The organism is Plantactinospora sp. KLBMP9567 (assembly GCF_033446045.1).
Lineage (GTDB): Bacteria > Actinomycetota > Actinomycetes > Mycobacteriales > Micromonosporaceae > Plantactinospora.
In genome coordinates this window covers 160,996-187,805 of the sequence record NZ_JAWQRR010000034.1, presented here as the reverse complement: position 1 = coordinate 187,805, position 26,810 = coordinate 160,996, and the positions used below count along the sequence as shown (strand labels likewise).

Below are 26,810 nucleotides of genomic sequence, written 5' to 3'. Positions count from 1 at the left end.
CGAGCTGCCACGTGTCCGATTCGCCGCCAGGTCCAGGCGGAATGCCGAGTTGGCGCTGCTGCTGCTGGCCATGGTCGTGGTGGCGGCGTACGCGGCGACGGCCGAGGCGAACCTGCTCGACACGGTGACGTTCGACTTCTGGGTGCCGATCGCGTCGATCACCGCCGTCTTCCTGGCGATCCACGTGGTGATCCGGTTCCTGGCGCCGTACGCCGATCCGGTGCTGGTGCCGGCGGTCGCCCTGGTCAACGGTCTCGGCGTGGCCTTCCTGCGCCGACTGGACCTGGGCCGGACCACTCCGGAGGAGCGCGCCGACCTCACCATGTTCTCCGGCACCGGTGGGCGGCAGCTCGCCTGGACGCTGCTCTCGGTGGCGCTCGCCGCCGGGCTGCTGGTGCTGATCCGCGACCACCGGGCGATCTCCCGGTACGCCTACACCCTGGTACTCGCCGGCATCGTGCTGGTGATCACCCCGGCGCTGCTGCCGGCCAAGTACTCGCAGGTGAACCCGCAGTCGGACGCCAAGCTGTGGATCAGCGTCGGCGGGTTCACGATCCAGCCCGGTGAGTTCGCCAAGCTGGCCCTGCTGGTCTTCTTCGCCTACTACCTGGTGCGCAAGCGCGAGGTGCTCTCGCTGGCCAGCCGGCGCTTCCTCGGCATCGACTTCCCGCGCGGCCGGGACCTCGGCCCGGTCATCGTGGTCTGGCTGATCAGTCTCGGGGTGCTGGTCTTCCAGAAGGACCTCGGCACCTCGCTGCTCTACTTCGGCATGTTCGTGGTCACCCTCTACATCGCCACCGAACGGGTCAGTTGGCTGATCATCGGTCTGCTGCTCTTCTTCGGCGGCGCCGTGCTCGCCTGGTATCTCGGCAGCACCGTCGGAGGCCCGTTCGCCAGCTTCTACACCCGGGTCGACATCTGGCTCGACCCGTACGGCGACCCGTACGGCAGCGGTTGGCAGACCCTCCAGGGGCTGCTCGGGCTGGGGACCGGTGGGCTCTTCGGGACCGGCCCCGGTGCCGGGCAGCCGACGGAGATCCCCGAGGTACACACGGACTTCGTCTTCGCCGGGTTGGGCGAGGAGATCGGGCTGTTCGGGCTCGCCGCGCTGCTGGTGGTCTACCTGCTGATCATCGAGCGGGGGCTGCGGGCCGCGCTGGCCGTCCGCGACTCGTTCGGCAAGCTGCTCGCCGGCGGCCTCTCCTTCACGGTCTGCCTCCAGCTCTTCGTGATCATCGGTGGGGTCAGCGGCCTCATCCCGCTCACCGGCCAGACCACGCCGTTCCTCTCCGCCGGTGGCTCGTCGCTGATGGCGAACTGGCTGCTGGTCGCGGCCCTGCTCCGGATCTCCGACGCCGCGCGCCGGCCGGTCGACTCCGCCTCCCCGGCCCGGCCCACCGGGACACCCGCCGGCCCGCCGGCCCAGTTGCATGGCGCCACAACGGAGGTGATCAGGCCATGAACGCACCGTTGCGCAAGGTCGGCGTCGTCGTGATGGTCCTGTTCGGCCTGCTCTTCGTCAACCTCAACTACGTACAGGCGTACAAGGCCGACGAATATCGCAACAGCGACTACAACGGCCGGGTCCAGGTCGCCGAGTACGAGCGCAAGCGCGGGATCATCGAGGCTGGCGGAACCCCCCTGGCGACCAGCAAGGAGACCAGCGGCAAGCTGAAGTTCCTCCGCACCTACCCGAAGGGCGAGGTGTACGCGCACGCGCTCGGGTACAAGCCGGTCAACCTGGCCGACACCGGCATCGAGAAGAGCGAGAACGACTTCCTCGCCGGCACCAGCGACCAGCTCTTCGGCGACCGGGTGCGGGACCTCTTCACCGGCAACCAGACCGCCGGCGGGAACATCCTGCTCACCCTCTCGCCCCGGGCCCAGGAGACCGCCTACCGCGAGCTGGCCAGGAACCGCAACGAGGTGACCAAGGGCGCGGCGGTGGCGCTCGACCCCACCACCGGGGCGATCCAGGCGCTCGTCTCGATGCCGAGCTTCGACCCGAACCCGCTGGCCGACCACGACACCGCGCAGGCCCAGGCCGCGTACGACCAGCTCGACGCGGCGAAGGACGGCCCGCTGAAGAACCGGGCGCTCTCCGAGACGTTCCCGCCGGGCTCCACCTTCAAGGTCATCACCTCGGCCGCCGCCCTGGAGAACGGGTACGACCCCGGCCAGCGGATCCCGGCCGGTCCGAGCTACCTGGCGCCGACCGCCGGCCAGGAGATCCGCAACGCGGCGCCGAGCATCTGCCCCGAGTCGCAGGTGACGTTGACCCAGGCGTTGACCGAGTCCTGCAACACCGGGTTCGCCCAGCTCGGGGTCAAGCTCGGTGCCGACAAGCTCAAGGACGAGGCCCGCCAGTTCGGTTTCGAGGACGACGAGCTGACCGTGGGCCGGCTCAACGGTTCGGGCCAGAAGGTGGCGGCCAGCCGTACCGGCGAGATGGCCACCCCGGACGGCAACGACGACCCGCCGCAGCTGGCCATGTCCTCGATCGGGCAGAACGACGTCCGGATGACCCCGTTGCAGGGCGCGCTGATCGCGGCGACGGTAGCCAACGACGGGCGGCAGATGCGGCCCTACCTCGTCCAGCAGCAGCTCGGCCCGGACCGCACCACCGACTACTACACCGCGGTCCCCAAGGAGCTGCGCGAGCCGGTCAGCGCCGACGTCGCCAAGCAGCTCCAGGACATGATGGTCAGCGTGGTGCAGAACGGCACCGGCGAGAACGCGAGGATCAACGGCTACCGGGTCGGCGGCAAGACCGGTACCGCCGAGACCGGTGGAAACAGCGACGACCACGGCTGGTTCATCGGGTTCGCGATCAACGACGCCGGCAAGCCGGTCTCCGCGGTCTGCGTCTTCCTGGAGGCCGCCGGGCCGGGCGGCAGCGCCGAGGCGGCGCGGATCAGCCAACTGATCATGCGGGCGGTCATCGCCGACCGGGGAGGCCGCTGACATGCTGAAGCCCGGAGTGCTGCTCGGTAACCGGTACCGCCTCGACGAGCGGATCGCCGGCGGCGGCATGGGCGACGTGTGGCGGGGCACCGACGAGGTGCTCGGCCGTACGGTGGCGGTCAAGATCCTGCTGCCGGCGCTGCTGGACGAGCCGGGCTTCGCCGAGCGGTTCCGGGGTGAGGCCCGGACCATGGCCACCATCAACCACCCCGGGGTGGTGGACGTCTACGACTACGGCAGCGACCAGCAGATCGCCTTCCTCGTCATGGAGTACGTCGAGGGCGACGCGCTCTCCCGGACGCTGAGCCGGGTCGGCCGGCTCACCCCGGCCCGCACCATGGCACTGGTCGCGCAGGCCGCCGACGCGTTGCAGGCGGCGCACGACAAGGGCATTGTGCACCGGGACGTGAAGCCGGGCAACCTGCTGGTCCGGCCGAACGGCACGCTGGTGCTCACCGACTTCGGCATCGCCCGCTCGGCCCTGGTCGGCCAGCTCACCGCCGCCGGTTCGGTGCTCGGCACGGCGTCGTACATCTCGCCGGAGCAGGCGGCCGGCGAGGTCGCCACCGCGTGCTCCGACGTGTACGCGCTCGGCGTGGTCGCGTACCAGTGCCTCGCCGGCCGGCGGCCGTTCGAGGGCAACAGCGCGATCGAGATCGCCATGAAGCACGTCCGGGACGCTCCCCGGCAGCTTCCCGGCGACATCCCGCCGGCGATCCGGGCGATCGTCGAGCGGTCGATGGCGAAGGACCCGAAGGCCCGCTGGCAGAGCGCCGCCGAACTGGCGGCGGTGTCCCGGCAGGCCGCCGCCACCATCGGGATGGCCAACCAGCCCGGCCGGCCGGTCGCCTCGCTGCCGGTGCCCCCGCAGCGCCCCGCGCCGCCGCCACCCGCGCCCGCGATGCCGCCCCGGCCGACCTCGGTCCCGCCCGCGCCCCGGGTGCCGCCCGGCGCCGCGCGGGTGGCGCCGCACTCGCCGGCCGTCGCGCCGGTGGCCCGCCCGCCCGCCGGCGCGGCGCCGGTCGGACCCGCCGGGTACAACCGGGGTGCGGCCCCGGTGCCGCAGCCGGTCCGGCCCCGGCCGGAGGCCGCATACTCGTATCCGGGGCGTCCGGCTTCACCGCCGCCGTCGCCCGGGAACCGCTCGTTGCTGATCGCGCTCTTCGTCGTGCTTGGCCTGTTGGTACTGATCTGCTCGGGCGTGATTGCCTTCAACTTGAGAGAAAACCAGAACCAGAACAGCAGCATGCCAGCGCCCCCGACGGCGACAACGGAATTGCGGTCGGAAGCCGGACGCGACGCACCACCCGGTGCGCCGTACCGTCTGGTGCAGCGGACCGCGGGCCCCGACGGGGTGACCAGATGAGCGAAGGACGACAGACGAGATGACGGCGCAGGCCCGCCTGCTGGGTGGCAGGTACCAGGTCGGCGAGCTGCTCGGTTACGGCGGCATGGCCGAGGTGCACCGTGGGCGCGACCTCCGGCTCGGCCGCGACGTCGCGATCAAGATGCTTCGTACCGATCTGGCCCGTGACGACACCTTCCAGATGCGTTTCCGGCGGGAGGCGCAGAACGCCGCGTCGCTGAACCACCCGGCGATCGTCGCCGTCTACGACACCGGCGAGGAAATCGCGCCGACCGGCGAGACGCTGCCGTTCATCGTCATGGAGTTCGTCAACGGCCGGACGCTCAAGGAGGTACTCGCCGCCGAGGGTCGGCTGATGCCCCGGCGGGCCCTGGAGATCACCGCCGACGTCTGCGCGGCGCTGGAGTTCAGCCACCGGCACGGCATCATCCACCGGGACATCAAGCCCGGCAACGTGATGATGACCCAGACCGGCCAGGTCAAGGTGATGGACTTCGGCATCGCCCGGGCGCTGGCCAGCGGCGCCACCACGATGACGCAGACCAGCGCGGTGATCGGTACGGCCCAGTACCTCTCCCCGGAGCAGGCCCGGGGCGAGGCGGTGGACGCCCGGTCGGACGTCTACGCCGCCGGTTGTGTGCTGTTCGAGCTCCTCTGCGGTCATCCGCCGTTCGTGGGCGACAGCCCGGTCAGCGTCGCCTACCAGCACGTACGGGAAGATCCGCCGTCGCCGAGCGACCTGAACCCGGACGTCACCCCGCCGATCGACGCCATCGTGCTCAAGGCGCTGTCGAAGAACCCGCTCAACCGCTACCAGAGTGCGGCGGAGATGCGGGCCGACCTGCTCCGCGCGGCGGCCGGCCGGCCGGTGATGGCCACCCCGGTGCTGCGCGAGGACGAGACGATGGCGATGTCGCACACCGCCACCACTCGGCCGATCCAGACCGGCGGGGGTCGGCCGATGCCGCCGGCCCGGGTCGGCGACGCCCGGCGCCGCAAGGCGTCCGCCTGGGTGATCGCCACGCTCAGCGGTCTCGGGGTGCTCGCGGTGATCGCCCTGGTCGCCGCTCTGATGCTCAACAACGACGACCCCGGCACCACGAGCACCGCCGAGGTGCCGAACGTGATCGGCAGCACCAAGGAGGCCGCCGAGAACACGCTCCGGCAGGCCAAGCTGACCCCCAAGCTCGGCGCGGCGGACACCAGTGACGACTGCGAGGTGGGGGAGGTCACTTCGCAGAGCCGGCCGCCGAACTCCACGGTCGACCAGGGCACCGAGGTCGAGATCCGGGTCTGTGCCGGCCCCGCCAACGTGACGATCCCGGCGAACCTGGTGGGCGGGCGGTTCGAGGCGGTCGAAGGCCAGCTCAAGGGCCTCGGGCTGACCGTGCAACGCAAGGACGTGAACAGCACCGAACCGAAGGGCATCGTCACCAAGGTCGATCCTGACGAGGGTGAGAAGGTCGCCCCGCGCAGCACCGTGACCGTCGAGGTCTCCCGGGGCAACGTCGTCGAGGTGCCTCGGGTCACCGGGCTCCAGGAGGACGAGGCCCGGGATCGGCTGAGGGAGGCCGGCTTCGAGGTAAGGGTCGTCGACGGTGACCCGGTCCCGCCCGCCGAGGCCGGCGAGGTGACCGGGCAGAACCCGCGGGGCGGGGAGAAGAAGGCGACCGGCACCACCGTGACGATCACCGTGAGCGTGCCGGAAGAGGACGACGAGCCGACCCCGCCCACCCCCACCCCCACGCCCACCACCGGCAACGGCGGCGGGGGCGGACTGTTCCCGCCGGTAACCCGCCCGGAATCACGCTGATCGCAGCAGAGCGGACCGGCTGACCGCGTTTCGCACGCCGACCGCCCCAGACCGATTGGTCCGGGGCGGTCGGTGGCGTCAGATCGTGACGAACAGTGGCCGAGCGCCAAGATTGTGACGAAGGCGGCTGGGCTCGGACCGCGACGTCAGACCGTGACGAAGGCGGCCCGGCGCCGGGCGTCGACCTCGGCAGCCAGCGCGGGAGCCCGGTCCTGTGCGGCGGGCAGGCCGCAACCGGCGAGCCAGTTGGCCAGCATCAGGTGGCCACCCTCGGTCAGCACCGACTCGGGGTGGAACTGCACGCCCTCGATCGGCAGGTCACGGTGCCGGATCGCCATCACCACGCCCGACTCGGTCCAGCCGGTGACCTCGATCTCCGCCGGCAGGGTCTCCGGCAGTACGGCGAGCGAGTGGTACCGGGTCGCAGTGAACGGGTCCGGCAGCCCGGCCAGTACGCCCACGTCCCGGTGCCGCACCTCGGACGTCTTGCCGTGCAGCAGTTCGGGTGCCCGCTCCACGGTCGCCCCGAAGGCGGCGCCGATGGCCTGGTGGCCGAGGCAGACGCCGAGGATCGGCAGCCTGCCGGCGTACTCGCGGATCACGTCGAGGCAGACGCCGGCCCGGTCCGGGGTACCGGGACCGGGGGAGAGCAGCACCCCGGCCACGTCGAGCCGGCCCACCTCGGCGGGGTCGATCTCGTCGTTGCGGCGTACCTCGCAGTCAGCGCCGAGCTGGCCCAGATATTGCACGAGGTTGAAGACGAACGAGTCGTAGTTGTCGATCACGAGGACGCGCATCGGGCCTACCTGCTCGGGCTCGGGGGCGGGGTGTTGTTCCGGGTGGTGTCGTACGGCAGTTCGTGCCCGTCGCCGGACGGCTCACCGTCGACTCCCGGATCCTCGCCGTCCACTCCCGGCTCGCCGGCCGGCTCACCGGGAACTCCGTTGTCCTGGGTCACCTGGACGTCGTCGAACGGCAGCAGCGGTTCGGCCCACGGAAAGACGACGTACCAGAGCAGGGCGAGCAGACCCGCGGTGATCAGCAGCGAGCCGATCAGCTTGCCCGGAACTCCGAACGGCAGCTTGCGCCAGATCCATGCGTACATCGCCGGTCAGCCGTCCAACTCCGGTGGCCGGGGCGAGCCGACCGCCTTCAGTTCGGTACGGATCAGCTCGGCGTGCACGATCAACCGCTGGTAGTTGTCGAACTTCGGGTTGCAGGTGGTCAGGGTCAACATCGCCTTCGTCGCCTTCGCACCCGGCTTGCCGGGGACCGGGGCGACCACCTCGACCTGGGACGGCCGGACGATCCGGGTCTGTGACACGTGGTAGACGAACCAGGCGTCCTTGGACTCCACCACGATCGCGTCGCCGTCGTCGAGTTCGTCCAGGCGCCAGAAGGTGGCCCGGTTCCGGTGACCGGCGACCGAGAAGTTGCCGACCTGGCCGGGCAGGGCGCTGGTCGGGTAGTGGCCGGGGGCGTACCGGATGTCCTTCTGGGTCACGCCCTCGACGACCACCCAGTGCTTGTCCAGTTTCGGTATGTAGAGGCCGGCGATCGGCTTGCCCGGCACCGGCTTGATCGGCTTCGGGGTACTGGTGGGGGTCGGGCCGACCGTCGGGTCGGGCTCGTCCCACTGCTGGGCCAACTGCTGGCCCAGATCGTCCTGGTGCGCGTTGACGATGGTTGACTTGCCCCAGACCTCGTACGCCGCGAAGAGCAGGACGACCAGGCCGAAGGTGATCAGCACCTCGCCGGTGGCCCGGATGCCGGTGCGGATCCGGGAGCCGATCGACGGCCGGGTCAGCTCGGAGTAGACGCTCTTGTAGGCCTCGCCGGTCTGCTCCGGCCGGAGCCGGACGACCCGCTCGCCACGCCGGGGCCGCTGGTCGCCGTCCCCGCCCTCCCCGCCCTCCCCGCCGCCGTCGCCGCCGTCGCCGGCCGCCGGACGGGGTGGGATCGCGCCGATCAGTGCGGTGGACTCGATGTCCGCCTGGCGGGGCGTGGTCGCGGGCCGGACCTGCGGCAGGGCGGTGGTGGCGCCGTCGGCTCCGGAGCCGCGGTGCGGCGTCGGCGGGATCGGCGCGGTGGTCTCCGGGTCCGGCGGTGGCGCGACGGTCGGGATGAGCGTCGTCGGGCTGTCGGTACGACCGCTTCCGGGGACCTGTCCGGTCGCACCGATTCCCTCGGCGAGACCGGTCCCGGGGACGCGAACGGTTCCGTCCACCTGGCCGGTCCCGTCGGGTTCCGCGGGTGCGCCGAGCCGGTCGGGCGTACCGCCGGGGGCCGGTCGGGCGGCGGCGGAAGCCGTCCGCGGTGCCCAGGGGTCCGGGGCGGCCGGCGCGGCGGCCCGGTGGCCGAGGTCGACCCCGGGGGACGGCTCCCAACGGTCGGGGTCGGCGGCCGGGGACGGTTCCCAGGCGCCCGGTCGGACCGCCGATGGCGGCTCCCGACGGTCGGGGACGGTGCTCGGTCCCGGCGGCCAGCGCTCGGGATCGGATGTCGTGTCCCGCCGACTGGCGGGCGGCGCCGATTCCCGGCGGTCGGCCGGAGGCTCGGCGATCCGGAACTCGGGCTCGACCGGCGAGTACGGCTGCGGGCGGTGGCTCTCGACCGGACCCCGGCGCTCGCCCGGGTGGCCGTGCTCTCCCGGACGCGGCTCCGGCGGACCGGATGGGCCGCGCCCGACCGGATCGGCGCTCGGATAGCGGCCGGAGTCGCCGGCGGGCGGCCCGATGGTGCCGTGCGAGGGCAGGTCCATGGTGTCGTGCGCGGCCGGCGGGGGCGGCTCGGGCGCGCGCGGCGCCCGGCCCGGCGGCGGCGCCACGACGTGGTCGACGGTGATCCGCAGGCGGCGGCCGCCCGGCTCCGGGCGGGAGGGACGCGCTGCCCGGTCGGTCTGCGGCGGCTCGTCGGCCTCCGGCAGCCGGGGGATGTACATGGTCGGGTCATCGCCGTCGGGTGCGCGGTGCCGACCGTTGCGGGCGGAGTTCGGGTCGCCGGTCACCGGGCTCACCCTGGAACCTTGGCCGACCGGAGTCCGCCGGGACCGTCGTACGCGGGAACCGTCACGCTGGGCTCCACTGCCTCGTGATATCCGAGGTGGTAATGGGTGACCGCGTCCTTGAACAACCGGACCCCCTCGGACGCGGCGAGTGCTCGCTGTAGTGCGGCGGGATCGCCGATGGCGGTGATTCGGAACGGTGGTGAGTACACCCGGCCGTGCAGGAGCAGGGTGTTCCCCACGCAGCGTACCGCGCTGGTGGAGAGGACACGGACACCCATGATGGTCATGGCCTCGGCATCTCCGGCCCAGAGCGCGTTGACCACGGCCTGCACGTCGCCCTGGTGGACCACGAGATCGTCGTTGCGGGCGTCGGTCGGCAGCTTGCTGTCGCTCTGCTGCGGTGCGTCGTCGAGTTCGACGGAGATCCCCGGGCCGGTCAGCGCGGTGAATCCGGCCGCTTCCCGGCTGCCCGTGGCCCGGTCCCGCTGGGCCGCCACCCGGCCGTCGGAGCCGCCGAGTGCCTCGGTCTGGCTCTCCACCTGGTCGCGAAGCGCGGCGGCCCGCTCCTGGCCCGAGGCCACCTGCTCGCGCCGGTCCTCGATGAGCTGGGCGAGCTCCGGGCGACGGTCCTCGCGCAGTGAGGTGCCGCCGGCGGTGGTGGCCGTGGTGGTGAAGAGCAGCCCGGCGGCGAGCGCGATCAGGGGTACGCCCACCGACCACCCGGGGCGGCGCTCGGCCGACCGCCGGGGCAGCAGCCCCGCGGCGGCGCGGCGGAGCACCTTCCGCCAGGACGCGACGCCGGAGGTGTACTCCACGGGCCCTTCCCCCTCACGATCATGCCAATATGCTAATTATGTCCTAATCGCGGGAATTACCGAGGCGATCCGGGCGTTCAGCCGTCCGTACCCAGATGCCCGGGTCCGTGGCCTGAACGGGTTCTCGCGACTACGCTAGCTGTCGAACATTATTGGCCATGGACCGTCGCCCTTGCGTCCGGTTGTCAGGCCGGACGAGGATCACCACCCCCTCAGGAGAGCGCCGTGCCCAAGTCTCAGATACGTAAGAAGAAGGTGTACACCCCGCCGACGGACGTCCGTCCCACGTCCACCGCGGCGACCCGTAAGCCTAGCCCGGTCTGGTTACCGGCCACGGCGGTCGGGTTGATCGTCTTCGGCATCGGCTGGCTGGTGGTCTTCTACCTGTCCGACATGGAATACCCCGTCGCCACCTGGCGGTACTGGAACCTCGCCATCGGCTTCGGCGCGATGGTCGGTTCACTCGGACTGCTCTCCCGCTGGCGCTGACCCCGGCCCGGGTTTTCCCGCTCCGACGGTCCCGGCACGCGACGAGCCGGGCGGCCGGCACCGACCGGTCCGCCGGTCGCCCGACGGCCCCACCCGGGTCCGCGGACGACGGCGTCAGCGACGGGTGGGCGCACAGGAAGTAGAGCTGGAGCGTGTCGTCCACCGCGGGTACCTCGCACCGTCCAGCGGCTATGACGACCGTTGCGAGGATAGTCACGTTACCAACCAGTAACCTCGCCGCGTAGGCTGCGTACATCGCCGCCGCCGGCCGACGGACCGCCGGCCGGGCGGCGGACGAGGGCAGGCAGCAGGACGGGGAGGCCAACAGGCATGGGCAGCGTCCAGATCGTCACCACGATCCTTGCCGCCGGCATCACCGCGGTCGCGGTGTGGCTGGCGACGCGCGCGGTGCTGCGGATGACCGCGGTGATCCGGCTCGGCCAGCCCGACCCGGGGCGGTTCGCCGACCGGGGCGTCCGGGCCCGGAACATGCTGGTCGAGACGCTCGGCCACACCCGGATGCTGCGCTGGAGCGTGGTGGGCGCCGCGCACTGGTTCGTGATGGTCGCCTTCGTCGTCCTCTCGCTGCTGGTGCTGGAGGCGTACTTCGAGGTGGTCACCCCGACCGGCGGACTGCCGCTGGTCGGGCACTGGGTCGGCTACGGCCTGGTCACCGAACTGATCGGGATCCTCGGGGTGGTCGGAATCCTGGTGCTGATCGGTATCCGGCTGCGCAACCGCCCGGGCAACCCGGCCCGCCGGTCCCGGTTCACCGGCTCGACCATGTGGCAGGGCTACTTCGTCGAGGCCGTGGTGCTGGCCGTACTGGTCTGCGGGTTCCTGATCCGGGGCTTCAAGGTCGCCACCGACCACTTCGAGTTCCCGGCCTGGGCCACCCCGGTCAGCCACGCGGTCGGCGGGCTGCTGCCGGCCTGGGACGCGGGCACCAGCGTCACCGCCCTGGTCAAGATCGCGATCTCGATGACCTGGGTCATCGTCATCTCGCTGAACGTGACCATGGGTGTCGCCTGGCACCGGTTCGCCGCGTTCCCCAACATCTTCTTCAAGCGCGACCCAGGCCGGGCCGGCTCCGGGCTCGGCGCGCTGCGCCCGATGACCAGCAACGGCAAGCCGCTCGACTTCGAGGAGGCCGACCCGGAGAAAGACCAGTTCGGGGTGGCCCAGGTCGAGCAGTTCACCTGGAAGGGGCTGCTGGACTTCACCACCTGCACGGAGTGCGGGCGGTGCCAGTCGCAGTGCCCGGCCTGGAACACCGGCAAGCCGCTCTCGCCGAAGCTGCTGGTGCTGTCGCTGCGCGACCACGCGTACGCGAAGGCGCCGTACCTGCTGGCCGGCGGCGGCAAGGACCTGACCGGTGAGGAGAAGGCGACCGAGGCCCAGTTGGCGCACGTCGACGTGCTGGCGCTGGCCGAGGCGAACCGGCCGCTGATCGGTGGCGCCGAGGAACTCGGGGTGATCGACCCCGACGTGCTCTGGTCCTGCACCACCTGCGGGGCCTGCGTCGAGCAGTGCCCGGTCGACATCGAACACGTCGACCACATCGTGGACATGCGCCGCTACCAGGTGCTGATCGAGTCGAGCTTCCCGTCCGAGGCCGGCGTGATGCTGCGCAACCTGGAGAACAAGGGCAACCCGTGGGGAGCCCCGCCGAACACCCGGGAAGACTGGACCAAGGGGCTCGACTTCGAGGTGCCCCGGGTCGGCGAGGTCGACGACTTCGAATACCTCTTCTGGGTCGGCTGCGCCGGAGCCTTCGAGGACCGGGCCAAGAAGACCACCCGGGCGGTGGCCACCCTGCTGCACTCCGCCGGGGTGAACTTCGCCATCCTCGGCGAGGGCGAGACCTGCTCCGGCGACCCGGCCAGGCGGATCGGCAACGAATTCGTCTTCCAGATGCTCGCCCAGCAGAACGTGGAGACCCTCAACGAGGCGTTCGGCGACCGCGAGCCGGCGAAGCGCAAGATCGTCGCCACCTGCCCGCACTGCTTCAACACCCTCGGCAACGAGTACGGCGAACTCGGCGGCCAGTTCGAGGTCGTGCACCACACCCAGTTGCTGGCCCACCTGGTCGCCGAGGGCCGGCTCACCCCGGTCCAGCCGGTGGACGGCGGGCTGACCTATCACGACCCGTGCTATCTGGGCCGGCACAACCGGGTCTTCGCCCCGCCGCGCGAGGTGCTCGGCGCGGCCGCGGCCGACGGGATCACCGAGATGCCGCGCAACCAGGAGCGCTCCTTCTGCTGCGGTGCCGGCGGCGCCCGGATGTGGATGGAGGAGCGGATCGGCAAGCGGATCAACGTCGACCGGGTCGAGGAGGCGATGTCGACCGGGGCGAAGACGGTCGCGGTCGGTTGCCCGTTCTGCTCGACCATGCTGAACGACGGGGTCAACGGCAAGGAGGCCGGCGACCGGGTCGAGGTGGTCGACGTCGCCACCGTGCTGCTCCGCTCGGTCAAACCGGCCGCCCCGGCCGCCCCCGCCGACCCGGAACCGGCCGGCACCGCCGGCTGAGCGCACCGGGCCGGGCGGGCTCCCCAGCCAGGAATCTGTGGAAAACCACACCGGTAGCCTCCAGAGGTGTCAGCCGGGCCGGAGCACATGACCGAGGACGCCGTACCGGCGCCCCGGCGGGACGCCGGCCGCACCCTGCCCGGTCTGCTCCGCCGCGCGCTGCGGCTCGGCGCCGGACTGCTGATCGGCGCCGTGACCGCGACGGTGGAGCTGACCTACCTGCTCGGGCTCGGGTCGATCCTGCTGGTGCTCTGGGTACGGGCCGAGTCCCGCCGGACGGCGGCGGAGCGGATCGTCGAGCGGATCGAGACCGGCGCCCGCCAGTTGGCCGAGGTCGAACGGTGGCGGCTGGCGACGTTCCTGGGCAGCGAGAGCGCGGCCGACTACACCGGTCGCCGGGCCGTACGCTATCTCGCCGTGCGCTGGGCGGTCGGCATGCTCGGCGGCTTCGTACTGCTGCTCTTCGGCTGGGGTGTGCTCTCCGGCGGGGTCTGGATCTGGGAGGCGGTACACGGTGAGAGCACCCTGCTGACCTTCCTGGCGCAGCTCGTACTCGGACTGGTCGGCCTCTTCCTGGTGGTGCAGGGCGCCACCGGCGTGGTCGCGCTCGACCGTCGGGCGGCCCGGCGGTTCCTCGGGCCGAGCGGCCGGGAGGTGCTCGAACGCCGGATCACCGAGCTGGCCACCAGCCGGGCCGGGGTGGTGGCGGCGGTCGACGCGGAGCGGCGGCGGATCGAGCGGGACCTGCACGACGGCGTACAGCAGCGGCTGGTCGCGCTCGGCATGCTGGTCGGCCGGGCCCGCCGTACCGCCGACCCGGCCAAGGCGGCGGAACTGCTGCGCCAGGCGCACGAGGAGTCGGGCCGGGTCCTCGACGACCTCCGCGAGGTGGCCTGGCGGGTCTATCCGACCGCGCTGGACAACCTGGGGCTGGCCGACGCGCTGGCCCGGGTCGCCGAGCATGCCGGGCTGCCGGTACGGATCGACCACCGGCTGACCGGGCGCCCGGCGCGGGCGGTCGAGACGGCCGCGTACTTCGTGGTTTCGGAGGCGGTGACGAACGCCGCCAAGCACGCCCGGGCCAGCCGGGTCGACGTCGAGGTCGTGGTCCGGGACGGCCGGCTGGTCGTGACGGTCGTCGACGACGGCGTCGGCGGTGCCGACCCGGCCGGCGTCGGGCTCTCCGGGCTGGCCCGCCGGGTCGCCGCCCTGGACGGCCGCTTCCGGGTGCAGAGCCCGACCGGCGGCCCCACCACCGTCGTCGCGGAGCTGCCATGCGAGTGATGTTGGCCGAGGACTCGATCCTGCTCCGGGAGGGGCTGGTCCGGCTGCTGGCCGAGGAAGGGCACCAGGTAACCGCCGCGGTAGGGGACGCGGGCGCCCTGGTCGCGGCCATCGCGGCGGACCCACCCGACGCGGTGGTGGTCGACGTGCGGATGCCGCCGACCCACACCGACGAGGGGCTGCGCGCCGCGCTGGAGATCCGCCGCCGCTGGCCCGCCGTCGGGGTCCTGGTGCTCTCCCAGTACGTCGAGAAGCGTTACGCCGTCGAGCTGCTGACCAGCCAGAGCGGCGGGGTCGGATACCTGCTGAAGGACCGGGTGGCCCAGGTCGGCGAGTTCCTCGACGCGCTGGCCCGGGTGGGCGACGGCGCAGCCGCCTTCGATCCGGAGGTGGTACGCCAACTGCTGGCCCGGACCAGTCACACCGAGCCGCTGAGCCGGTTGACCGTACGGGAGCGGGCGGTGCTCGACCACATGGCGCAGGGGCACACCAACGCCACGATCGCGGCGCAGCTACACGTCTCGCAGAGCGCGGTCGAGAAGCACGTGAACGCCATCTTCGACAAGCTCGACCTCGCGCACGTCACCGGGTACAGCCGGCGGGTGCTCGCGGTGCTCCGCTATCTCGGTGGCTGACCGGGGCCGGACCGGGCCGCCGCCGTGGACGGCCCGGGACCGGCGGGTCACATCCGGTGGCGGCTGCGGGGCCGGGCGCGGCGGGCCAGCCGGGAGAGCACGAACCAGCCGACCGCGAGCGCCACCAGCGCGATCACCACCTTCTGGAACAGGCTGGCGTACTCCTCGACCCGGTGCCAGTTCTCGCCGAGCAGATAGCCGGCCAGCACGAAGACGGTGTTCCAGATCAGGCTGCCGAGGGCGGTGCAGAGCAGGAAGGTCCCCAGCCGCATCCGTTCGATGCCGGCCGGGATCGAGATCAGGCTGCGGAAGATCGGAATCATCCGGCCGAGGAAGACCGTCTTGACTCCGTGCCGGACGAACCACGCCTCCGTGCGGTCCACGTCGGCGAGCTTGACCAGCGGCAACCGGGCGGCGATCGCCCGGGTACGCTCCCGGCCGAGCAGCGCGCCGACGTAGTAGAGCGCCAGCGCGCCGACCACCGAACCGAGGGTGGTCCAGAAGATCGCCGACCCGAGGCTCATCTCGCCCCGGCTGGCGGCGAAGCCGGCCAGCGGCAGAATGATCTCGCTGGGCAGCGGCGGGAAGAGGTTCTCCAGCGCCACCGCCAGGCCCGCTCCGGGGGCACCGAGCGTGTCCATCAGGTCGGTCGCCCACTCGGCGATCCCGCTCAGCGGGGTGGGTTCGGCGGCCAGCGGAGCCGTATCATCGATCATGAATTCGACGCTAGCCGGTGCCACCTGTCCGAACCCTGTGGAGGGGCGCCCGATCGCCTGCCGGTCACCACAGTCACGCACTGCGGTGAACCACACACGGCGCTCGTTCGTACCTGTCGATGCCGGACCGCCGACGGCGGTCCCGAACCAGGCGATGGTGGGCCGACGGCGGCCCCAGGACCGCGAGGAGGCGGGCGCCGCGTGGCGGAAAGCGCACCACACCGGATGGCAACGGAGTCGAGCGGACGGCACCGGAAGGCCGGGTCGGTCGACCGGCGCGACCGGTCGGGACGCCGGCTCCGGGTGATCTCCACGGTGGGGCTCGGGGTCGGGCTGCTGCTCCTGGCCGTCCCGTTCGGCGCGGAGACGCTCCGGACGATGGGCTGGGGTGGCGGCACCGAGCCGGGGGTCGGCGTACCGGCGGCGGTGGCCAGCCCGCCGGCGCCGGAGCCGACAGCGCCGGCGTACCCGACCCCGGACGACGTCCTGCCGACGAGTACGCCCGCGACGACCCCGACGGCGACCCCGAGCCCGACGTCCCGGGCCACCGGTGCTCCCGCGCCGACCCCACCGGCACCGTCGAGCTCGTCGCGGCCACCGCTTCAGGGCGCGGCGGCGCCGACGCCACCCGTGACCACCAGCCCGCCGCCGGCCGCCCCGCCGCCGCCCCCGCAGCCCGTGCTGCTCGGCCCGGACGGCCGGGACGAACTGGCCCGGATGATGGATCGCTACTGCGACGAGCACGTCGGCGGGGTGAGCTGGTCGGACACCCGTGACGACGGCGGCTGGGAGTGCGAGCGGCTGCTGCTCCCCTCCCGCACCGTCGACATCGACCGGGCCTGCCGGGACACCTACGGCGACGGCGCGTTCGCGGAGAACCCGGAGGGCCGGGACCCGTTCGGCTGGCGCTGCCTGCGGCGCTGAGCCACCCCGGGGCACGCCGCCCCGCGCACCGTGGCCACCGGGCAGCCGACGCCTGGTCGGGCCGGTACTGTGCTCGATAATCGCGGGCCGGACGCAACCACGGTCGAGGTGAACGGATCATCGACGCCCTACTCCTCACCACCCTGTTGCCGCTGGTCGGCTTCGTCCTGTTGACCGGTGGCAACGCCTTCTTCGTCGCGGCCGAGTTCGCCCTGGTCACCGTCGACCGGGCGGCACTCGACCGGCGGGTGGCCGGCGGCGACCGGCGGGCCGGCACGGTCCGCAAGGCGCTGCGGGAACTCTCCTTCCAGCTCTCCGGCGCGCAGCTCGGCATCACCATCACCGCCCTGCTCACCGGCTATCTCGCCGAGCCGGCGCTGGCGAAGCTCTTCACACCGCTGCTGCGTCCGGTCGCCGGGGACGCCACCGGGCGGGTCACCCCGCTGCTCGCGCTGGCCCTGGCGACGCTGCTGTCGATGCTCTTCGGCGAGCTGGTGCCGAAGAACGCCGCGCTGGCCCGGCCGATGCCGGCCGCGCTGGCCACCGCCGGGCCGATGCGGACATTCTCCCGGATCTTCGGCTGGCTGATCCGGGGCCTGAACAACTCGGCGAACTGGCTGGTCCGCCGGCTCGGCGTCGAACCGCAGGAGGAGCTGGCCAGCGCCCGCTCCCCCGAGGAACTCGGCCTGCTGGCGGCGATCTCCGCGCGAGCCGGAGCGCTGCCCCGGGAGACCGCGATGCTGCTGCAACGGACGATCCGGTTCGGCGACAAGCGGGCCGCCGAGGCGATGACGCCCCGGGTCGACGTGGTCGCGCTGCGGGCCACCGCCTCCGTCGCCGAGCTGCTGGCCCTGGCCCAGCAGACCGGCCGGACCCGCTTCCCCGTCTACGAGGAGACCGTCGACCTGGTCACCGGGGTGGCCGGGGTCGTCGACGCGCTGGGCGTACCACCCCACCGCCGGGCCCGCACCCCGGTGGCCGCGGTGGCCCGCGAGCCGGTGTACGTGCCGGAGAGCCTGGACCTGGACGGCGTACTCGCGGCGCTCCGCTCGGCCGGCGCGGACCTGGCGATCGTGGTCGACGAGTACGGCGGCACCGACGGGGTGGTGACCGTCGAGGACCTGGTCGAGGAGCTGGTCGGGGAGATCGCCGACGAGTTCGACCCGGTCGCCGAGGAGTTCACCGCGGGCGCGGCCGAGTCCACCCCGGACGCCGCCGAGTCCCGCCCGGTCGAGTTGACGGTGCCGGGCGGGGAACGCGCCGTGCTGGTCGACGGGGTGCTGCGCGAGGACGAGCTGGTCGAGCAGGTCGGCTTCCGGCTGCCCGAGGGCCCGTACGAGACGCTGGCCGGGTTCCTGCTGGCCCGGCTCGGCCACATCCCGGTGGCCGGTGAGACCGTCGAGGAGCAGGGCTTCGAGTTCACCGTGGTCGAGGTGGTCCGGCACCGGATCGAGCAGGTCCGGGTGGTCCGGCCCGAGGAGGCCGCCGGGTGAACCTGCTGATCACCCTCGGGCTGCTGCTCGGCAACGCCTTCTTCGTGGGCAGCGAGTTCGCGCTGATCGCGTCCCGGCGTACCGTGATCGAGCCGCTGGCGGCCGGGTCGCAGCGGGCCCGGTGGGCGCTGTCGGCGATGAACCAGATCCCCCTGATGATCGCGGGTGCCCAGCTCGGCATCACCATCTGCTCGCTCGGGCTCGGCGCCATCGCCGAGCCGGCCCTGGCGCACCTGCTGGAGGAGCCGTTCCACGACCTCGGGCTGCCGGACCGCGCGGTACATCCGATCGCCTTCGTGATCGCGCTCGGCGTGGTGGTCTTCCTGCACACCGTGATCGGCGAGATGGTGCCGAAGAACATCACGCTGGCCGGGCCGGAGCCGTCCGCGCTCTGGCTCGGGCCGGCGATGCTGGCGTTCTGCGTGGCGACCAAGCCGCTGCTGCTGGCGATGAAGTGGACGTCGGCGCGGATCCTGCGGCTGTGGCGGATCGAGGCGACCGACGCGGTGAAAACGGTCTTCACCGCCGAGGAGTTGGCCGGGCTGGTCTCGCAGGCGCGGACAGAGGGGTTGCTCGGCTCGGAGGAGCATGCCCGGATCACCGGCGCACTGGCGCTGAACCGGCGTACCGCCGCAGACGCGCTGCGGCCCTGGGCCACGGTCACCACCGTGGCCGAGGACGTCTCCCCGGCCTCCCTGGAGGTGCTGGCGACCCGCACCGGCCGGTCCCGGTTCCCGGTGGTGCAGCGGGCCACCCGCCGGGTGCTGGGCTTCGTGCACGTCAAGGACGTCCTCGGGTACTCCGGTGCCGCCCGCCGGGCGCCGGTCCCGACGGAGCTGCTCCGGCCGCTGGCCGTGGTGCCGCCGGACCGGAGCCTGGCCGACCTGCTGCTGTCGATGCGCCGGGAGCGCCGGCACATGGTGCTGGTCAGCGACGGGCGGGTGCCGATGGGGGTGGTTACCCTGGACGACGTGCTCACCGCCGTCGTCGGGACGGCCACGGACCCCACCGGCACCGGTGCACCACCCGCGCCGGTCGCCGGCCAGGTCTAGCGCGGCGCGCCGATCGGCGACGGCAACAGTCGTACGTCGTCGGCGTTGACGAACATGATCCGGTGACCGAACTGGATCTGGACGTACCTCAGGTCGCCCCGGATCACCGTCCAGTCACCGGGTGACGAGCCGTCGAAGGTGGCGGTCCGGTAGTACTCGCTGGGCAGTACGTTGCCGACGGCGTACCGCTGCCCGGCGGCGAGGGTGTACTGCAACGGCGTGACCGCCTGCACCGGTACGCCGGTCGGATAGGCGTCCGGTTCCGGGTACGCCCTGCCGTACACCGGGATCGTCGCCCGGCCCGGCTTCGGCGTCGCGACCAGCCCGAGCGCCCACTTCGCGGCCGGGTTGCTCCTCGGGTTGTGGAACCACGCCTTCTGCCCGAGATACCAGATCGCCGTCCAGTCGCCCTGCCGGCCGGCGAGCGCGTACGTCTGCCCGGCCGAGGCCCGGGCACCGTGGTCGGAGATGTGCATGGTGTTCGGGGTGCCGTCCGGGCGCAGCGCGATGTCGTTCACCAGTGGCGCGTCGGCGGCCGGCGCGCTGCGCAGGATCACCGAGGAGGAGCCGCGCGACGGGCAGGGCACCCCGGCGGTCTCGCAGCCGGTGAAGGCCGGCCGGTTGGTGGCGAAGTCCGGGTCGATGGTGACCAGGCCGGCGGCCGGCAGGCCGATGCCCCGGAACGGCGCCTTGAGCAGATCGAAGTAGTGCGACCAGTCCCAGTACGGGCCCGGGTCCCAGTGCATGCCGCGCACGTTCGCCGGCAGGATGCCGGGGACGTTGTCGTGCCCGATGACGTGGTCGCGGTCGAGCGGGATGTCGTACCGGTCGGCGAGGTAGCGGACGAGTTTGGCCGAGGTCCGGTACATCGCCTCGGTGTACCAGGTGCCCTGGGCGGCGAAGCCCTCGTGTTCGAGGCCGATCGCCTTGGCGTTGACGTACCAGTTGCCGGCGTGCCAGGCCACGTCCTTGCCCTTTACGTGCTGCGCGATGTGCCCGTCCGCCGAGCGGAGCGTGTACTGCCAGCTCACGTAGGTGGGGTCCTGCACCAGCCGCAGGGTGGTGTCGTAGCTGCCCTCGGTGTCGTGGATGACGATGTACTCGATCTTCTGCCGGCCCGGCCGGTCGGAGAGGTCGTGGTTGCCGTAGTCGCCGTCCCCGAGCGCCTGGTAGGGGGCCGGGATCCACTCGCAGGAGATGTCGCGCGGGCATTCCAGTCCGTCCGGACGGGGCGTGCCGGGCAGGCCGAGCCGGTCCAGCCAGGAGCGCTGCGGGGCGATCCCCGGCCTCCCGGGCAGGGTGATCCGGTGGCCGTCGTCCGTGGTCCGGCTGGCGCCCTCGGCGAGGGTCCGGTACACCTCGTCGGCGAAGGCCGCCGCGGCGTCCGCGCGGTCGCTGCCGGCGTACCGGGCCACCGCGCCGTACCAGGTCGCCGGGTCGCTGGCCCGGCCCGTCGGCGCGGCCAGCGCCTGCTGGTACGACGCCAGCAGCGCCGCCCCGCCCCGGATGTTCGCTGCCGGTTCGGCGCGGAGCACGTGCTCGTCGACCCCGGTCAGCGCGGCGGCGGCGTCCAGGGTCTGCCCGCCGGGCGGTGTGTCGCCGGTCCGGTCGACGTGCGGGCCGGCGGGTCCGGTCGCCGGTCGGGCGGGCCGGGCCGGGTCACCGCGCCGGTCCTCGCCGTGCTCCGGGTGTTCCGGCTCGGCGGCCAGCCCGGCGACGTCGGTCAGGTGCATCGGGCCGTACCCGCCGCTGGTGCTCGGCGTGCCGGCATTCGTGTCCCAGCGGGATTCCAGATAGGAGACGCCGAGCAGCACGCTCTCGGGTACGCCGAACTCGGCCGCCGCGGCGGCGTACTCCTGTTGCCGGGTGTCGGGGAGTGCGACGGTGGCTGGCGCGGGGCTGGCCGGCAGCAGCGCGGCGGCGCCGACGACCGCGGCTCCGATCGCGATTCTCCTGCTCAGCGGGTGTGTGGTGGGAAGCATCGAACCTCCATGAGCCGGGGGTGGGCCTGAAGATCACCCTCCACCCGGGACCGGTGCCCGTCAATACCTGCCGAGGAAGCTCGTCGCTATGCAGAAAACTTTCACCGACACGCAGCGTGTTCGGCGTCTCCAGTGCGGGCTCCGCCACCGTGAAGAATCCCAGTGGCTCCCACCGTCAGCGACTGGTCCGATACCTAACGAATCGACTCAGATCACGGGGTTGCGTTTGGATAACACCCTTCTCTAGTGTTGGGGACCGTCGAGCCGACGGCAGGCCGCCTAGCCGGGCGGCGACGTCTCGACACCGCCGAATCGTCACACTCAGCGAACCGGGGACCCGAGCTTCATGGGGTGAATCCGCGTCTCACGCGGTAGGGCGACAATCTTCCCGCCCGAACCCGTCAGCTAACCCGGTAGGCGGGCTACGGAAGAAGGAGTACGGACCCCGGTGGCTCCCCCTGCCCCGTCGCGGTCGCCATCCCTCCGGTCGGCATCCACCGACGCCGGGAACGCGAAACCGCGCCCTCGAAGGTCCATTCTCGCCATCGCGCTCACCGCACTGGCCAGCGCCGCGGTGTTGCTCACCGGCACGACGCCGGCGCTCGCCGAACCGACGGTGGCCGAGATCGAGCAGCAGATCGACACCGCCTGGCGCAAGCTGGAGCCGGTCGTCGAGAAGCACAACGCCACCCGGCAGGACCTGGCCGCGAAGAAGAAGCAGGCCGCCGCCCTGCAGAAGAAGATCGCCCCGCTCCAGTCGCAGATCGACGCCGCGATGAACCGGGTGAGCGACTTCGCGGTGCAGGCGTACAAGGGTGACAAGGCCTCGGCGGTCAACGCCCTGCTCACCTCGAAGTCGCCGACCGCGCTGGTCGGCCAGCTCTCGGTGCTCGACCAGTTCGCGCGGCAGCAGCAGCGCGAGGTGCAGGCGGTCGTCGAACTCAAGGACAAGTACGCCTCCCAGAAGGCTCCGCTGGACCGGCTGGTCAGCCAGTTGACCAAGACCGAGAAAGAGTTGGCGGCGAAGAAGAAGGAAATCGACGCCGAGGTCGAGCGGTTGCAGAAGCTGCGGATCCAGGCGTACGGGAACGGCTCGGCCGGCCCGCTGCGGCCCGCGCCCTGCCCGGCCACCTACCCTGGAGGTGCGGCCGGCAAGGCGGTCAAGTTCGCCTGTGCCCAGATCGGCAAGCCGTACAAGTGGGGTGCCGAAGGTCCCGGCTCGTACGACTGCTCCGGCCTGACCCTGGCGGCCTGGAACCAGGGCGGCGTGTCGCTGCCGCACAACGCCCGGGCCCAGCGCGGCCAGACCGCCAGCATCAGCCGCTCCGCGCTACGCCCCGGTGACCTGGTCTTCTACTACGCCGACCTCAGCCACGTCGGCATGTACGTCGGCGACGGCTGGATCGTGCACGCCTCCCGGGCCGGCGAACCGATCAAGATGAAGCGGATGGACGACGGCGAGATCCACAGCTTCGGTAGACCCGGCTGACGTCTCCCGGACCGAGTCAATGGCAGAACCCCCGTCGCGCAGGTGCGGCGGGGGTTCTGCCATTCGGTTCTGTTCGCGTTCCCGGCTGCCCGTCCGGCCCGGCCCGGGCCGTTCGGTGCAGGCGTGCTGCTTCTGTCGCCAACAGCCTCAGCGGGTGGGCCAGGTGCGCCAGTTCTGCCAGGAGCGGCTCGGGGTAGGGCCGCGCTGCCCCTGGTAACGCGAGCCGTAGACGGCCGACCCGTACGGGTGGGCGGACGGCGACGAGAGCCGGAAGATGCAGAGCTGGCCGATCTTCATCCCGGGCCAGAGCCGGATCGGCAGGTTGGCCACGTTCGACAGCTCCAGCGTGACGTGCCCGGAGAAGCCGGGGTCGATGAAGCCCGCGGTCGAGTGGGTGAGCAGGCCGAGCCGGCCCAGACTCGATTTTCCTTCGAGTCTTCCCGCCAGCTGGTCGCCGAGGGAGATCACCTCCAGCGTGGAGGCGAGCACGAACTCACCCGGGTGCAGCACGAACGGCTCGCCGTCCGGCACGTCGACCAGCGAGGTCAGGTCGTCCTGCTGCACCGCCGGGTCGATGTGCGTGTAGAGGTGGTTGTTGAAGACCCGGAAGAGCCGGTCCAGGCGTACGTCGATGCTCGACGGCTGCACCAGCGCGGGCTCGAACGGCTCAAGCGCGAGCGCGCCCGCCTTGATCTCGATCACTAGGTCGTGGTCGGAGAGCAGCACCGGATCACCTTAGCGAGTCGAGCGGAGTCGACGGGGCGCGACCTCGCCGATGGGTGGGATCGGGGTAGGTGATCGAACATGTGTTCGATAGAATGTACCCATGGCATCCTGGTCCGAATTCGCCTCTGACGAGCCCCGACTCGCCGACGCGATCCGCGTCCTCATCCAGCAGTACGGCCCGGGTCTCGGCTACCTGGCGACCGTGCGCGCCGACGGTGGGCCGCGCGTGCACCCGGTGTCCCCGGTCATCACCGACGAGGGACTCTTCTGTTTCGTCGTCGACTCTCCGAAGCGGCGCGACCTCGAACGGGACGGGCGCTACGCGCTGCACTCGTTCCCTCCCGAGGACAGCGACGACGAGGCGTACGTCGCCGGCCGGGCCCGACCGGTGACCGACCAGGCGCGGGTGGACCAGCTCGCCGGCAACCTGCGGGCCGCACCGCAGGTCGACTGGCGGCTCTTCGAGTTCACCGTCGACGTGGCGATGGTTGCCCGGCACGGCAGCAACGGCGCCACGCCGCTCGCCGCCGGAGATCGGTCCGAGCGTCCCGCCGTGCAGGTCTGGCTCGACCCGGCCGGCGCGGTCGGCGGTCCCGAGGGCAGTGCCGCCGCCGGGCCGAAGCGGCGCGGCCGGCGCCGGGCCGTCGAAGAGGCGCCGGTCCCGGCGTCCTGACCTACGGCTCGCGGAACGCCTTCCAGGCCCTGAGCATCCGGAGCGCCTGCCCGTAGGTGAACTCGTACATGCAGGCGTCGACCGAGTAGTCCATGAAGTTATGGATCGGGTCGAGGCCCGGCCTCGTCGCGCAGGTGTCCCGTCGCTTTGGGCAGCCGAAGCCCGGCTCCGCCTCGGCGGGCGTGTCGAAGACGTGGTCGCCTCGACCCGTGCAACCCTCCTGGAAGGTGTGGTATAGGTTCAGCCAGTGTCCGACCTCGTGGGTCGCCGTGTCACCCGCGTTGTACGGCGCCGCCCTGCCGCCGGGCAGTGACTCGGCGAGCACCACCACCCCGTCGTACGGGTCGAACTCGCGCTTCGGGAAGGTCGCCCAGCCGAGCAGTTCGTCGTCCAGCAGTCCGGTGTAGACGTTCAGGGTGTGCTTGCCGCCGACCCGCAGCGCACGCTTCATCTGCGCCTCCGCCGGGCTCTCCGGCACAATCGGATACCAGGCCGGGTTCACCACCCGGTTCACCTTCCTCAGCCTGAAGTAGAACGGCGTCCAGGCCCCACCGGTACGCCCGCCGAACGAGTCGTTCAACACCTTCAGTTGAGCGTTGATCAGTGACAGTGGGATGTCCCCGTCGGCCCGGGTCCGCCGCTCGCTGATCACGTGGAACACCACGTTGACGGTAATCCTGAGCCTCCTCGATACACCGAGCGGCGCCACCCCGACCCGGTGCGCGTACGCCGAGTCGACCGCACGCTCCAGTTCGGTGGCCTCGGCCGGAGTCAGCTCGTTCGGCTCGGTGGTGTGCGGCGCTCCGGGCCGCGCTTTCCCGTTCGGATGAACCTCGGTCGTCTCGGTGCAGCCCGGTCCGCTGGACCCTCCGGCCGAGCCCGAGGGTGCCGCCACCACTGGACCGGGTCCCAGCAGCAGGACGAGAAAGATGCTCGCCATGCCGGTCATGCCGGAACGCGACGATGGTCGCAGTCCATGAAACGCCATTGCCAACACCCTTTGCATCCGGAGAGTGGCTCTGTAGTGACGTAGAGCCATAGTTGCAGGTGGGGCGGACGTTACTCGTCGTGGCCTTAGTTGCAAACGAGGTGGCACGGCGTGGTTCGCGACCGATCCGAGCGAGTGACGGGGCGCTCGCAGCCCCTACGCGGGGGAGGGTGAGTGCATGATCGGACCCGACCAGGTACAGTGGGTCCGCTCGCGGGTGTAGTTCAATGGCAGAACATCAGCTTCCCAAGCTGACAGTGCGGGTTCGATTCCCGTCACCCGCTCCAACCCGAAGGCCCTGGTCAGGACATCAGTCCCAGCCAGGGCCTTCGATGTTCCAAGATCCATGATTACGTCGCGTGCCATTGGCGTGCCATTAGCCCCGGTGCACCAGGGCGCCGGCCGCACCGTCGTCCGGGTCGCCGGGGCGCGTGCCATCCGCCTTGCGCGCCTTCTTCTTGGCCTTCTTCCCGTCGGACTTCTTGTCTGCCTTCTGGGCGCCCTTCTTCGCCTTCTTGCGTTCGGCCTTCTCCTCGCCGCGTACGGCGGCGTCCAGTGCGGCGGCGATGGCTCGGTCGGCTTCCGCCGTGGCGTGCTGGTAGATCAGCGCGGCTTGTGGCGAGTCGTGGCCCATCCGGGCCATCAGGTCCCGGGTACTGGCTCCGGTCTGTGCGGCGAGGGTGTTGCCGGTGTGCCGCAGGTCGTGGAAGTGGAGGTTCGGCTGACCGACCTTGGCGACGGCCGCCTTCCAGTTGGTGAGCTTGTTGAAGTTGCCCCGCCAGATCGGCCGTCCGTTCTCGGTCGTGAACACGAACGCCTCGGGGTTGTCGTCGACCTCGGTGGCGAGGTGATCCACGATTGCCGAAACCACGGCCGGGGGCAGGCTGACCGTACGTCGGCCAGCTCGGGACTTCGGCGGGCCGAGGACCAGGCCGACGCCCCGCTGTTCCGTGAACGCCTGGCGGACGCGTACTGTCCCCGCCTTGGTGTCGATGTCCTGCCGCTGTACTGCCGCCACCTCGCCCCAGCGCAGGCAGCCGAAGGTGGTCAGCAGGACTAGGGCGCGATACCGGGCCGGTACGGCGTCGGCCAGGGCGAAGACCTGGGCCAGGGTCAGCACTGGCCGTTCGGTCGCCTTCTCCTGGTCCGCGCCCGTGATCCGGCACGGGTTCTTCGGCAGGATTTCGTCTTCTCGTACGGCGGTCATCAGCACGGCCCGCAGCAGCCGGTACGCCTTTGCCGCCATGCTCTCCGAGACGCCGTTGCCGAGCAGTTGCGCCCGCCATTCTCGGATCAGCGGCGTGTCCAGCCGGCCCAGCTCGACCCCGCCGAGGTACGGCGCGATGTGCTTGCCGAGCAGCCAGCCGTAGAGGTGGATCGTGCGTGGCCGGAGGTTCGGGCGTTGTTCGATCCAGCGCGCGGCGTATTCGCCGAGGTTGATCTTTGACCGCTCGGGGTCGGTCCACTCCCGCCGGGCAATCTGCGACTCGACCAGGGTCAGGTATCGCTCTGCCTCTGACTTCCGAGCGAACGTCTCAGGTGCGGGACGTAGCCGGCCATCCGGTCCGGGGTACCGCGCCTGATAGCGACCGGATGGAAGCTTGCGCACGTTGCCGAACCGGCGGTGCCTCTCCTTGTTCGCCATCAGGCGACCCTCCGCATCCCGCTCCACACGCCGGAGGCGGTCAACGGCTCGACCCGTCCGGCGTCCAGGTGCGCGGCCAGGTCGACGGCCCTGGTTCGCACGCTCCGGCCGAGCTTGTGGAACGGGATGCGCCGCTCGGCGACGAGCCGGCGCACGTACCGCTCACTCATCTGGATTCGGGCCGCCGCCTGCTCGATGGTCAGAACCTCATCCACTG

Annotated in this window: 23 protein-coding genes, 1 tRNA gene and 1 riboswitch; of the genes, 14 read left to right on the top strand and 10 right to left on the bottom strand. The window is 71.6% G+C overall.

The window, feature by feature from the left end; translation table 11 throughout:
• Positions 1-70: 70 nt before the first annotated feature.
• The 4 genes from R6Y94_RS26060 to pknB are packed head-to-tail and all read left to right on the top strand — an operon-like array spanning position 71 to position 6,143.
• Positions 71-1,462 carry an FtsW/RodA/SpoVE family cell cycle protein gene (locus R6Y94_RS26060; RefSeq protein WP_318398531.1) on the top strand — a complete coding sequence of 464 codons (1,392 nt, stop codon included), beginning with the start codon at positions 71-73 and terminating at the stop codon, positions 1,460-1,462.
• Complete coding sequence (locus tag R6Y94_RS26055; RefSeq protein ID WP_318398477.1) at positions 1,459-2,964, top strand: penicillin-binding protein 2; 1,506 nt, start codon at positions 1,459-1,461, stop codon at positions 2,962-2,964. The genes R6Y94_RS26060 and R6Y94_RS26055 overlap by 4 nt, the downstream gene beginning before the upstream one ends.
• Before the next feature lies 1 nt (position 2,965).
• The gene (locus R6Y94_RS26050; RefSeq protein ID WP_412102879.1) at positions 2,966-4,330 is read left to right on the top strand and encodes a protein kinase domain-containing protein; all 1,365 of its coding nucleotides are present in this window, start codon (positions 2,966-2,968) and stop codon (positions 4,328-4,330) included.
• 19 nt (positions 4,331-4,349) lie between these two features.
• On the top strand, positions 4,350-6,143 hold the full coding sequence (gene pknB, locus R6Y94_RS26045; RefSeq protein WP_318398476.1) for a Stk1 family PASTA domain-containing Ser/Thr kinase: 1,794 nt from the start codon (positions 4,350-4,352) through the stop codon (positions 6,141-6,143).
• 146 nt (positions 6,144-6,289) lie between these two features.
• On the opposite strand, the gene R6Y94_RS26040 is transcribed toward pknB, so the two are convergent.
• Genes R6Y94_RS26040 through R6Y94_RS26025 form a run of 4 tightly spaced genes read right to left on the bottom strand, consistent with a single transcriptional unit; the run spans position 6,290 to position 9,965 of the window.
• On the bottom strand, positions 6,290-6,940 hold the full coding sequence (locus tag R6Y94_RS26040) for an aminodeoxychorismate/anthranilate synthase component II (RefSeq protein ID WP_318398475.1): 651 nt from the start codon (positions 6,938-6,940) through the stop codon (positions 6,290-6,292).
• A gap of 5 nt (positions 6,941-6,945) precedes the next feature.
• Positions 6,946-7,248 (bottom strand): hypothetical protein, encoded by a 303-nt coding sequence (locus tag R6Y94_RS26035; RefSeq protein WP_318398474.1) that lies wholly within the window; start codon positions 7,246-7,248, stop codon positions 6,946-6,948.
• A 6-nt stretch (positions 7,249-7,254) separates the two neighbouring features.
• The gene (locus tag R6Y94_RS26030) at positions 7,255-9,159 is read right to left on the bottom strand and encodes a class E sortase (protein ID WP_412102878.1); all 1,905 of its coding nucleotides are present in this window, start codon (positions 9,157-9,159) and stop codon (positions 7,255-7,257) included.
• Positions 9,156-9,965, bottom strand: coding sequence for a DUF881 domain-containing protein (locus tag R6Y94_RS26025; RefSeq protein WP_318398473.1), 810 nt, complete (start codon positions 9,963-9,965; stop codon positions 9,156-9,158). Before R6Y94_RS26025 ends, R6Y94_RS26030 begins: the two co-directional genes overlap by 4 nt.
• Positions 9,966-10,190: 225 nt before the next feature.
• Between R6Y94_RS26025 and R6Y94_RS26020 the strand changes: the two genes are divergently transcribed.
• The 4 genes from R6Y94_RS26020 (at position 10,191) to R6Y94_RS26005 (ending at position 14,905) form a co-directional block, all read left to right on the top strand.
• Entirely contained in the window at positions 10,191-10,454 is a 264-nt protein-coding gene (locus tag R6Y94_RS26020) for a cell division protein CrgA (RefSeq protein WP_318398472.1), read from the top strand.
• A 330-nt stretch (positions 10,455-10,784) separates the two neighbouring features.
• Positions 10,785-12,986 (top strand): (Fe-S)-binding protein, encoded by a 2,202-nt coding sequence (locus R6Y94_RS26015; RefSeq protein WP_318398471.1) that lies wholly within the window; start codon positions 10,785-10,787, stop codon positions 12,984-12,986.
• 66 nt (positions 12,987-13,052) lie between these two features.
• Positions 13,053-14,270: a sensor histidine kinase gene (locus tag R6Y94_RS26010; protein WP_318398470.1), complete on the top strand. Its 1,218-nt coding sequence runs from the start codon at positions 13,053-13,055 to the stop codon at positions 14,268-14,270.
• The gene (locus tag R6Y94_RS26005) at positions 14,261-14,905 is read left to right on the top strand and encodes a response regulator transcription factor (protein WP_318398469.1); all 645 of its coding nucleotides are present in this window, start codon (positions 14,261-14,263) and stop codon (positions 14,903-14,905) included. The genes R6Y94_RS26010 and R6Y94_RS26005 overlap by 10 nt, the downstream gene beginning before the upstream one ends.
• Before the next feature lie 47 nt (positions 14,906-14,952).
• Here R6Y94_RS26005 and R6Y94_RS26000 read toward each other — a convergent pair whose 3' ends face one another.
• The gene (locus R6Y94_RS26000; RefSeq protein ID WP_412102877.1) at positions 14,953-15,621 is read right to left on the bottom strand and encodes a DedA family protein; all 669 of its coding nucleotides are present in this window, start codon (positions 15,619-15,621) and stop codon (positions 14,953-14,955) included.
• A 201-nt stretch (positions 15,622-15,822) separates the two neighbouring features.
• On the opposite strand from R6Y94_RS26000, the gene R6Y94_RS25995 reads away from it, so the two are divergent.
• From R6Y94_RS25995 to R6Y94_RS25985, 3 genes are all read left to right on the top strand, one after another.
• The gene (locus tag R6Y94_RS25995; protein WP_318398468.1) at positions 15,823-16,545 is read left to right on the top strand and encodes a hypothetical protein; all 723 of its coding nucleotides are present in this window, start codon (positions 15,823-15,825) and stop codon (positions 16,543-16,545) included.
• 146 nt (positions 16,546-16,691) lie between these two features.
• The gene (locus tag R6Y94_RS25990) at positions 16,692-18,038 is read left to right on the top strand and encodes a hemolysin family protein (RefSeq protein WP_318398467.1); all 1,347 of its coding nucleotides are present in this window, start codon (positions 16,692-16,694) and stop codon (positions 18,036-18,038) included.
• Entirely contained in the window at positions 18,035-19,090 is a 1,056-nt protein-coding gene (locus R6Y94_RS25985; protein WP_318398466.1) for a hemolysin family protein, read from the top strand. The genes R6Y94_RS25990 and R6Y94_RS25985 overlap by 4 nt, the downstream gene beginning before the upstream one ends.
• Here the strand turns inward: R6Y94_RS25985 and R6Y94_RS25980 are convergent.
• Entirely contained in the window at positions 19,087-21,072 is a 1,986-nt protein-coding gene (locus R6Y94_RS25980; RefSeq protein WP_318398465.1) for a peptidoglycan recognition family protein, read from the bottom strand. The genes R6Y94_RS25985 and R6Y94_RS25980 overlap by 4 nt on opposite strands.
• Before the next feature lie 295 nt (positions 21,073-21,367).
• Positions 21,368-21,508, top strand: a riboswitch (cyclic di-AMP (ydaO/yuaA leader).
• A 12-nt stretch (positions 21,509-21,520) separates the two neighbouring features.
• Between R6Y94_RS25980 and R6Y94_RS25975 the strand changes: the two genes are divergently transcribed.
• Positions 21,521-22,561 carry a C40 family peptidase gene (locus R6Y94_RS25975; RefSeq protein WP_318398464.1) on the top strand — a complete coding sequence of 347 codons (1,041 nt, stop codon included), beginning with the start codon at positions 21,521-21,523 and terminating at the stop codon, positions 22,559-22,561.
• Positions 22,562-22,708: 147 nt separating this feature from the next.
• Here the strand turns inward: R6Y94_RS25975 and dcd are convergent, their stop codons facing one another.
• Positions 22,709-23,287 carry a dCTP deaminase gene (gene dcd / locus R6Y94_RS25970; protein WP_318398463.1) on the bottom strand — a complete coding sequence of 193 codons (579 nt, stop codon included), beginning with the start codon at positions 23,285-23,287 and terminating at the stop codon, positions 22,709-22,711.
• Positions 23,288-23,387: 100 nt separating this feature from the next.
• Here dcd and R6Y94_RS25965 point away from each other — a divergent pair, with 100 nt between their 5' ends.
• Positions 23,388-23,960 carry a pyridoxamine 5'-phosphate oxidase family protein gene (locus R6Y94_RS25965; RefSeq protein ID WP_318398462.1) on the top strand — a complete coding sequence of 191 codons (573 nt, stop codon included), beginning with the start codon at positions 23,388-23,390 and terminating at the stop codon, positions 23,958-23,960.
• Between the two features lies 1 nt (position 23,961).
• Here R6Y94_RS25965 and R6Y94_RS25960 read toward each other — a convergent pair whose 3' ends face one another.
• Positions 23,962-24,909 (bottom strand): zinc metalloprotease, encoded by a 948-nt coding sequence (locus R6Y94_RS25960; RefSeq protein WP_318398461.1) that lies wholly within the window; start codon positions 24,907-24,909, stop codon positions 23,962-23,964.
• Positions 24,910-25,161: 252 nt separating this feature from the next.
• On the opposite strand from R6Y94_RS25960, the gene R6Y94_RS25955 reads away from it, so the two are divergent.
• Positions 25,162-25,235 (top strand) — tRNA-Gly (locus tag R6Y94_RS25955).
• Positions 25,236-25,324: 89 nt separating this feature from the next.
• Here the strand turns inward: R6Y94_RS25955 and R6Y94_RS25950 are convergent.
• Both R6Y94_RS25950 and R6Y94_RS25945 read right to left on the bottom strand, forming a co-directional pair.
• Complete coding sequence (locus tag R6Y94_RS25950; RefSeq protein ID WP_318398460.1) at positions 25,325-26,593, bottom strand: tyrosine-type recombinase/integrase; 1,269 nt, start codon at positions 26,591-26,593, stop codon at positions 25,325-25,327.
• Positions 26,593-26,808, bottom strand: coding sequence for a helix-turn-helix domain-containing protein (locus R6Y94_RS25945; RefSeq protein WP_318398459.1), 216 nt, complete (start codon positions 26,806-26,808; stop codon positions 26,593-26,595). The genes R6Y94_RS25950 and R6Y94_RS25945 overlap by 1 nt, the downstream gene beginning before the upstream one ends.
• Positions 26,809-26,810: the final 2 nt, after the last annotated feature.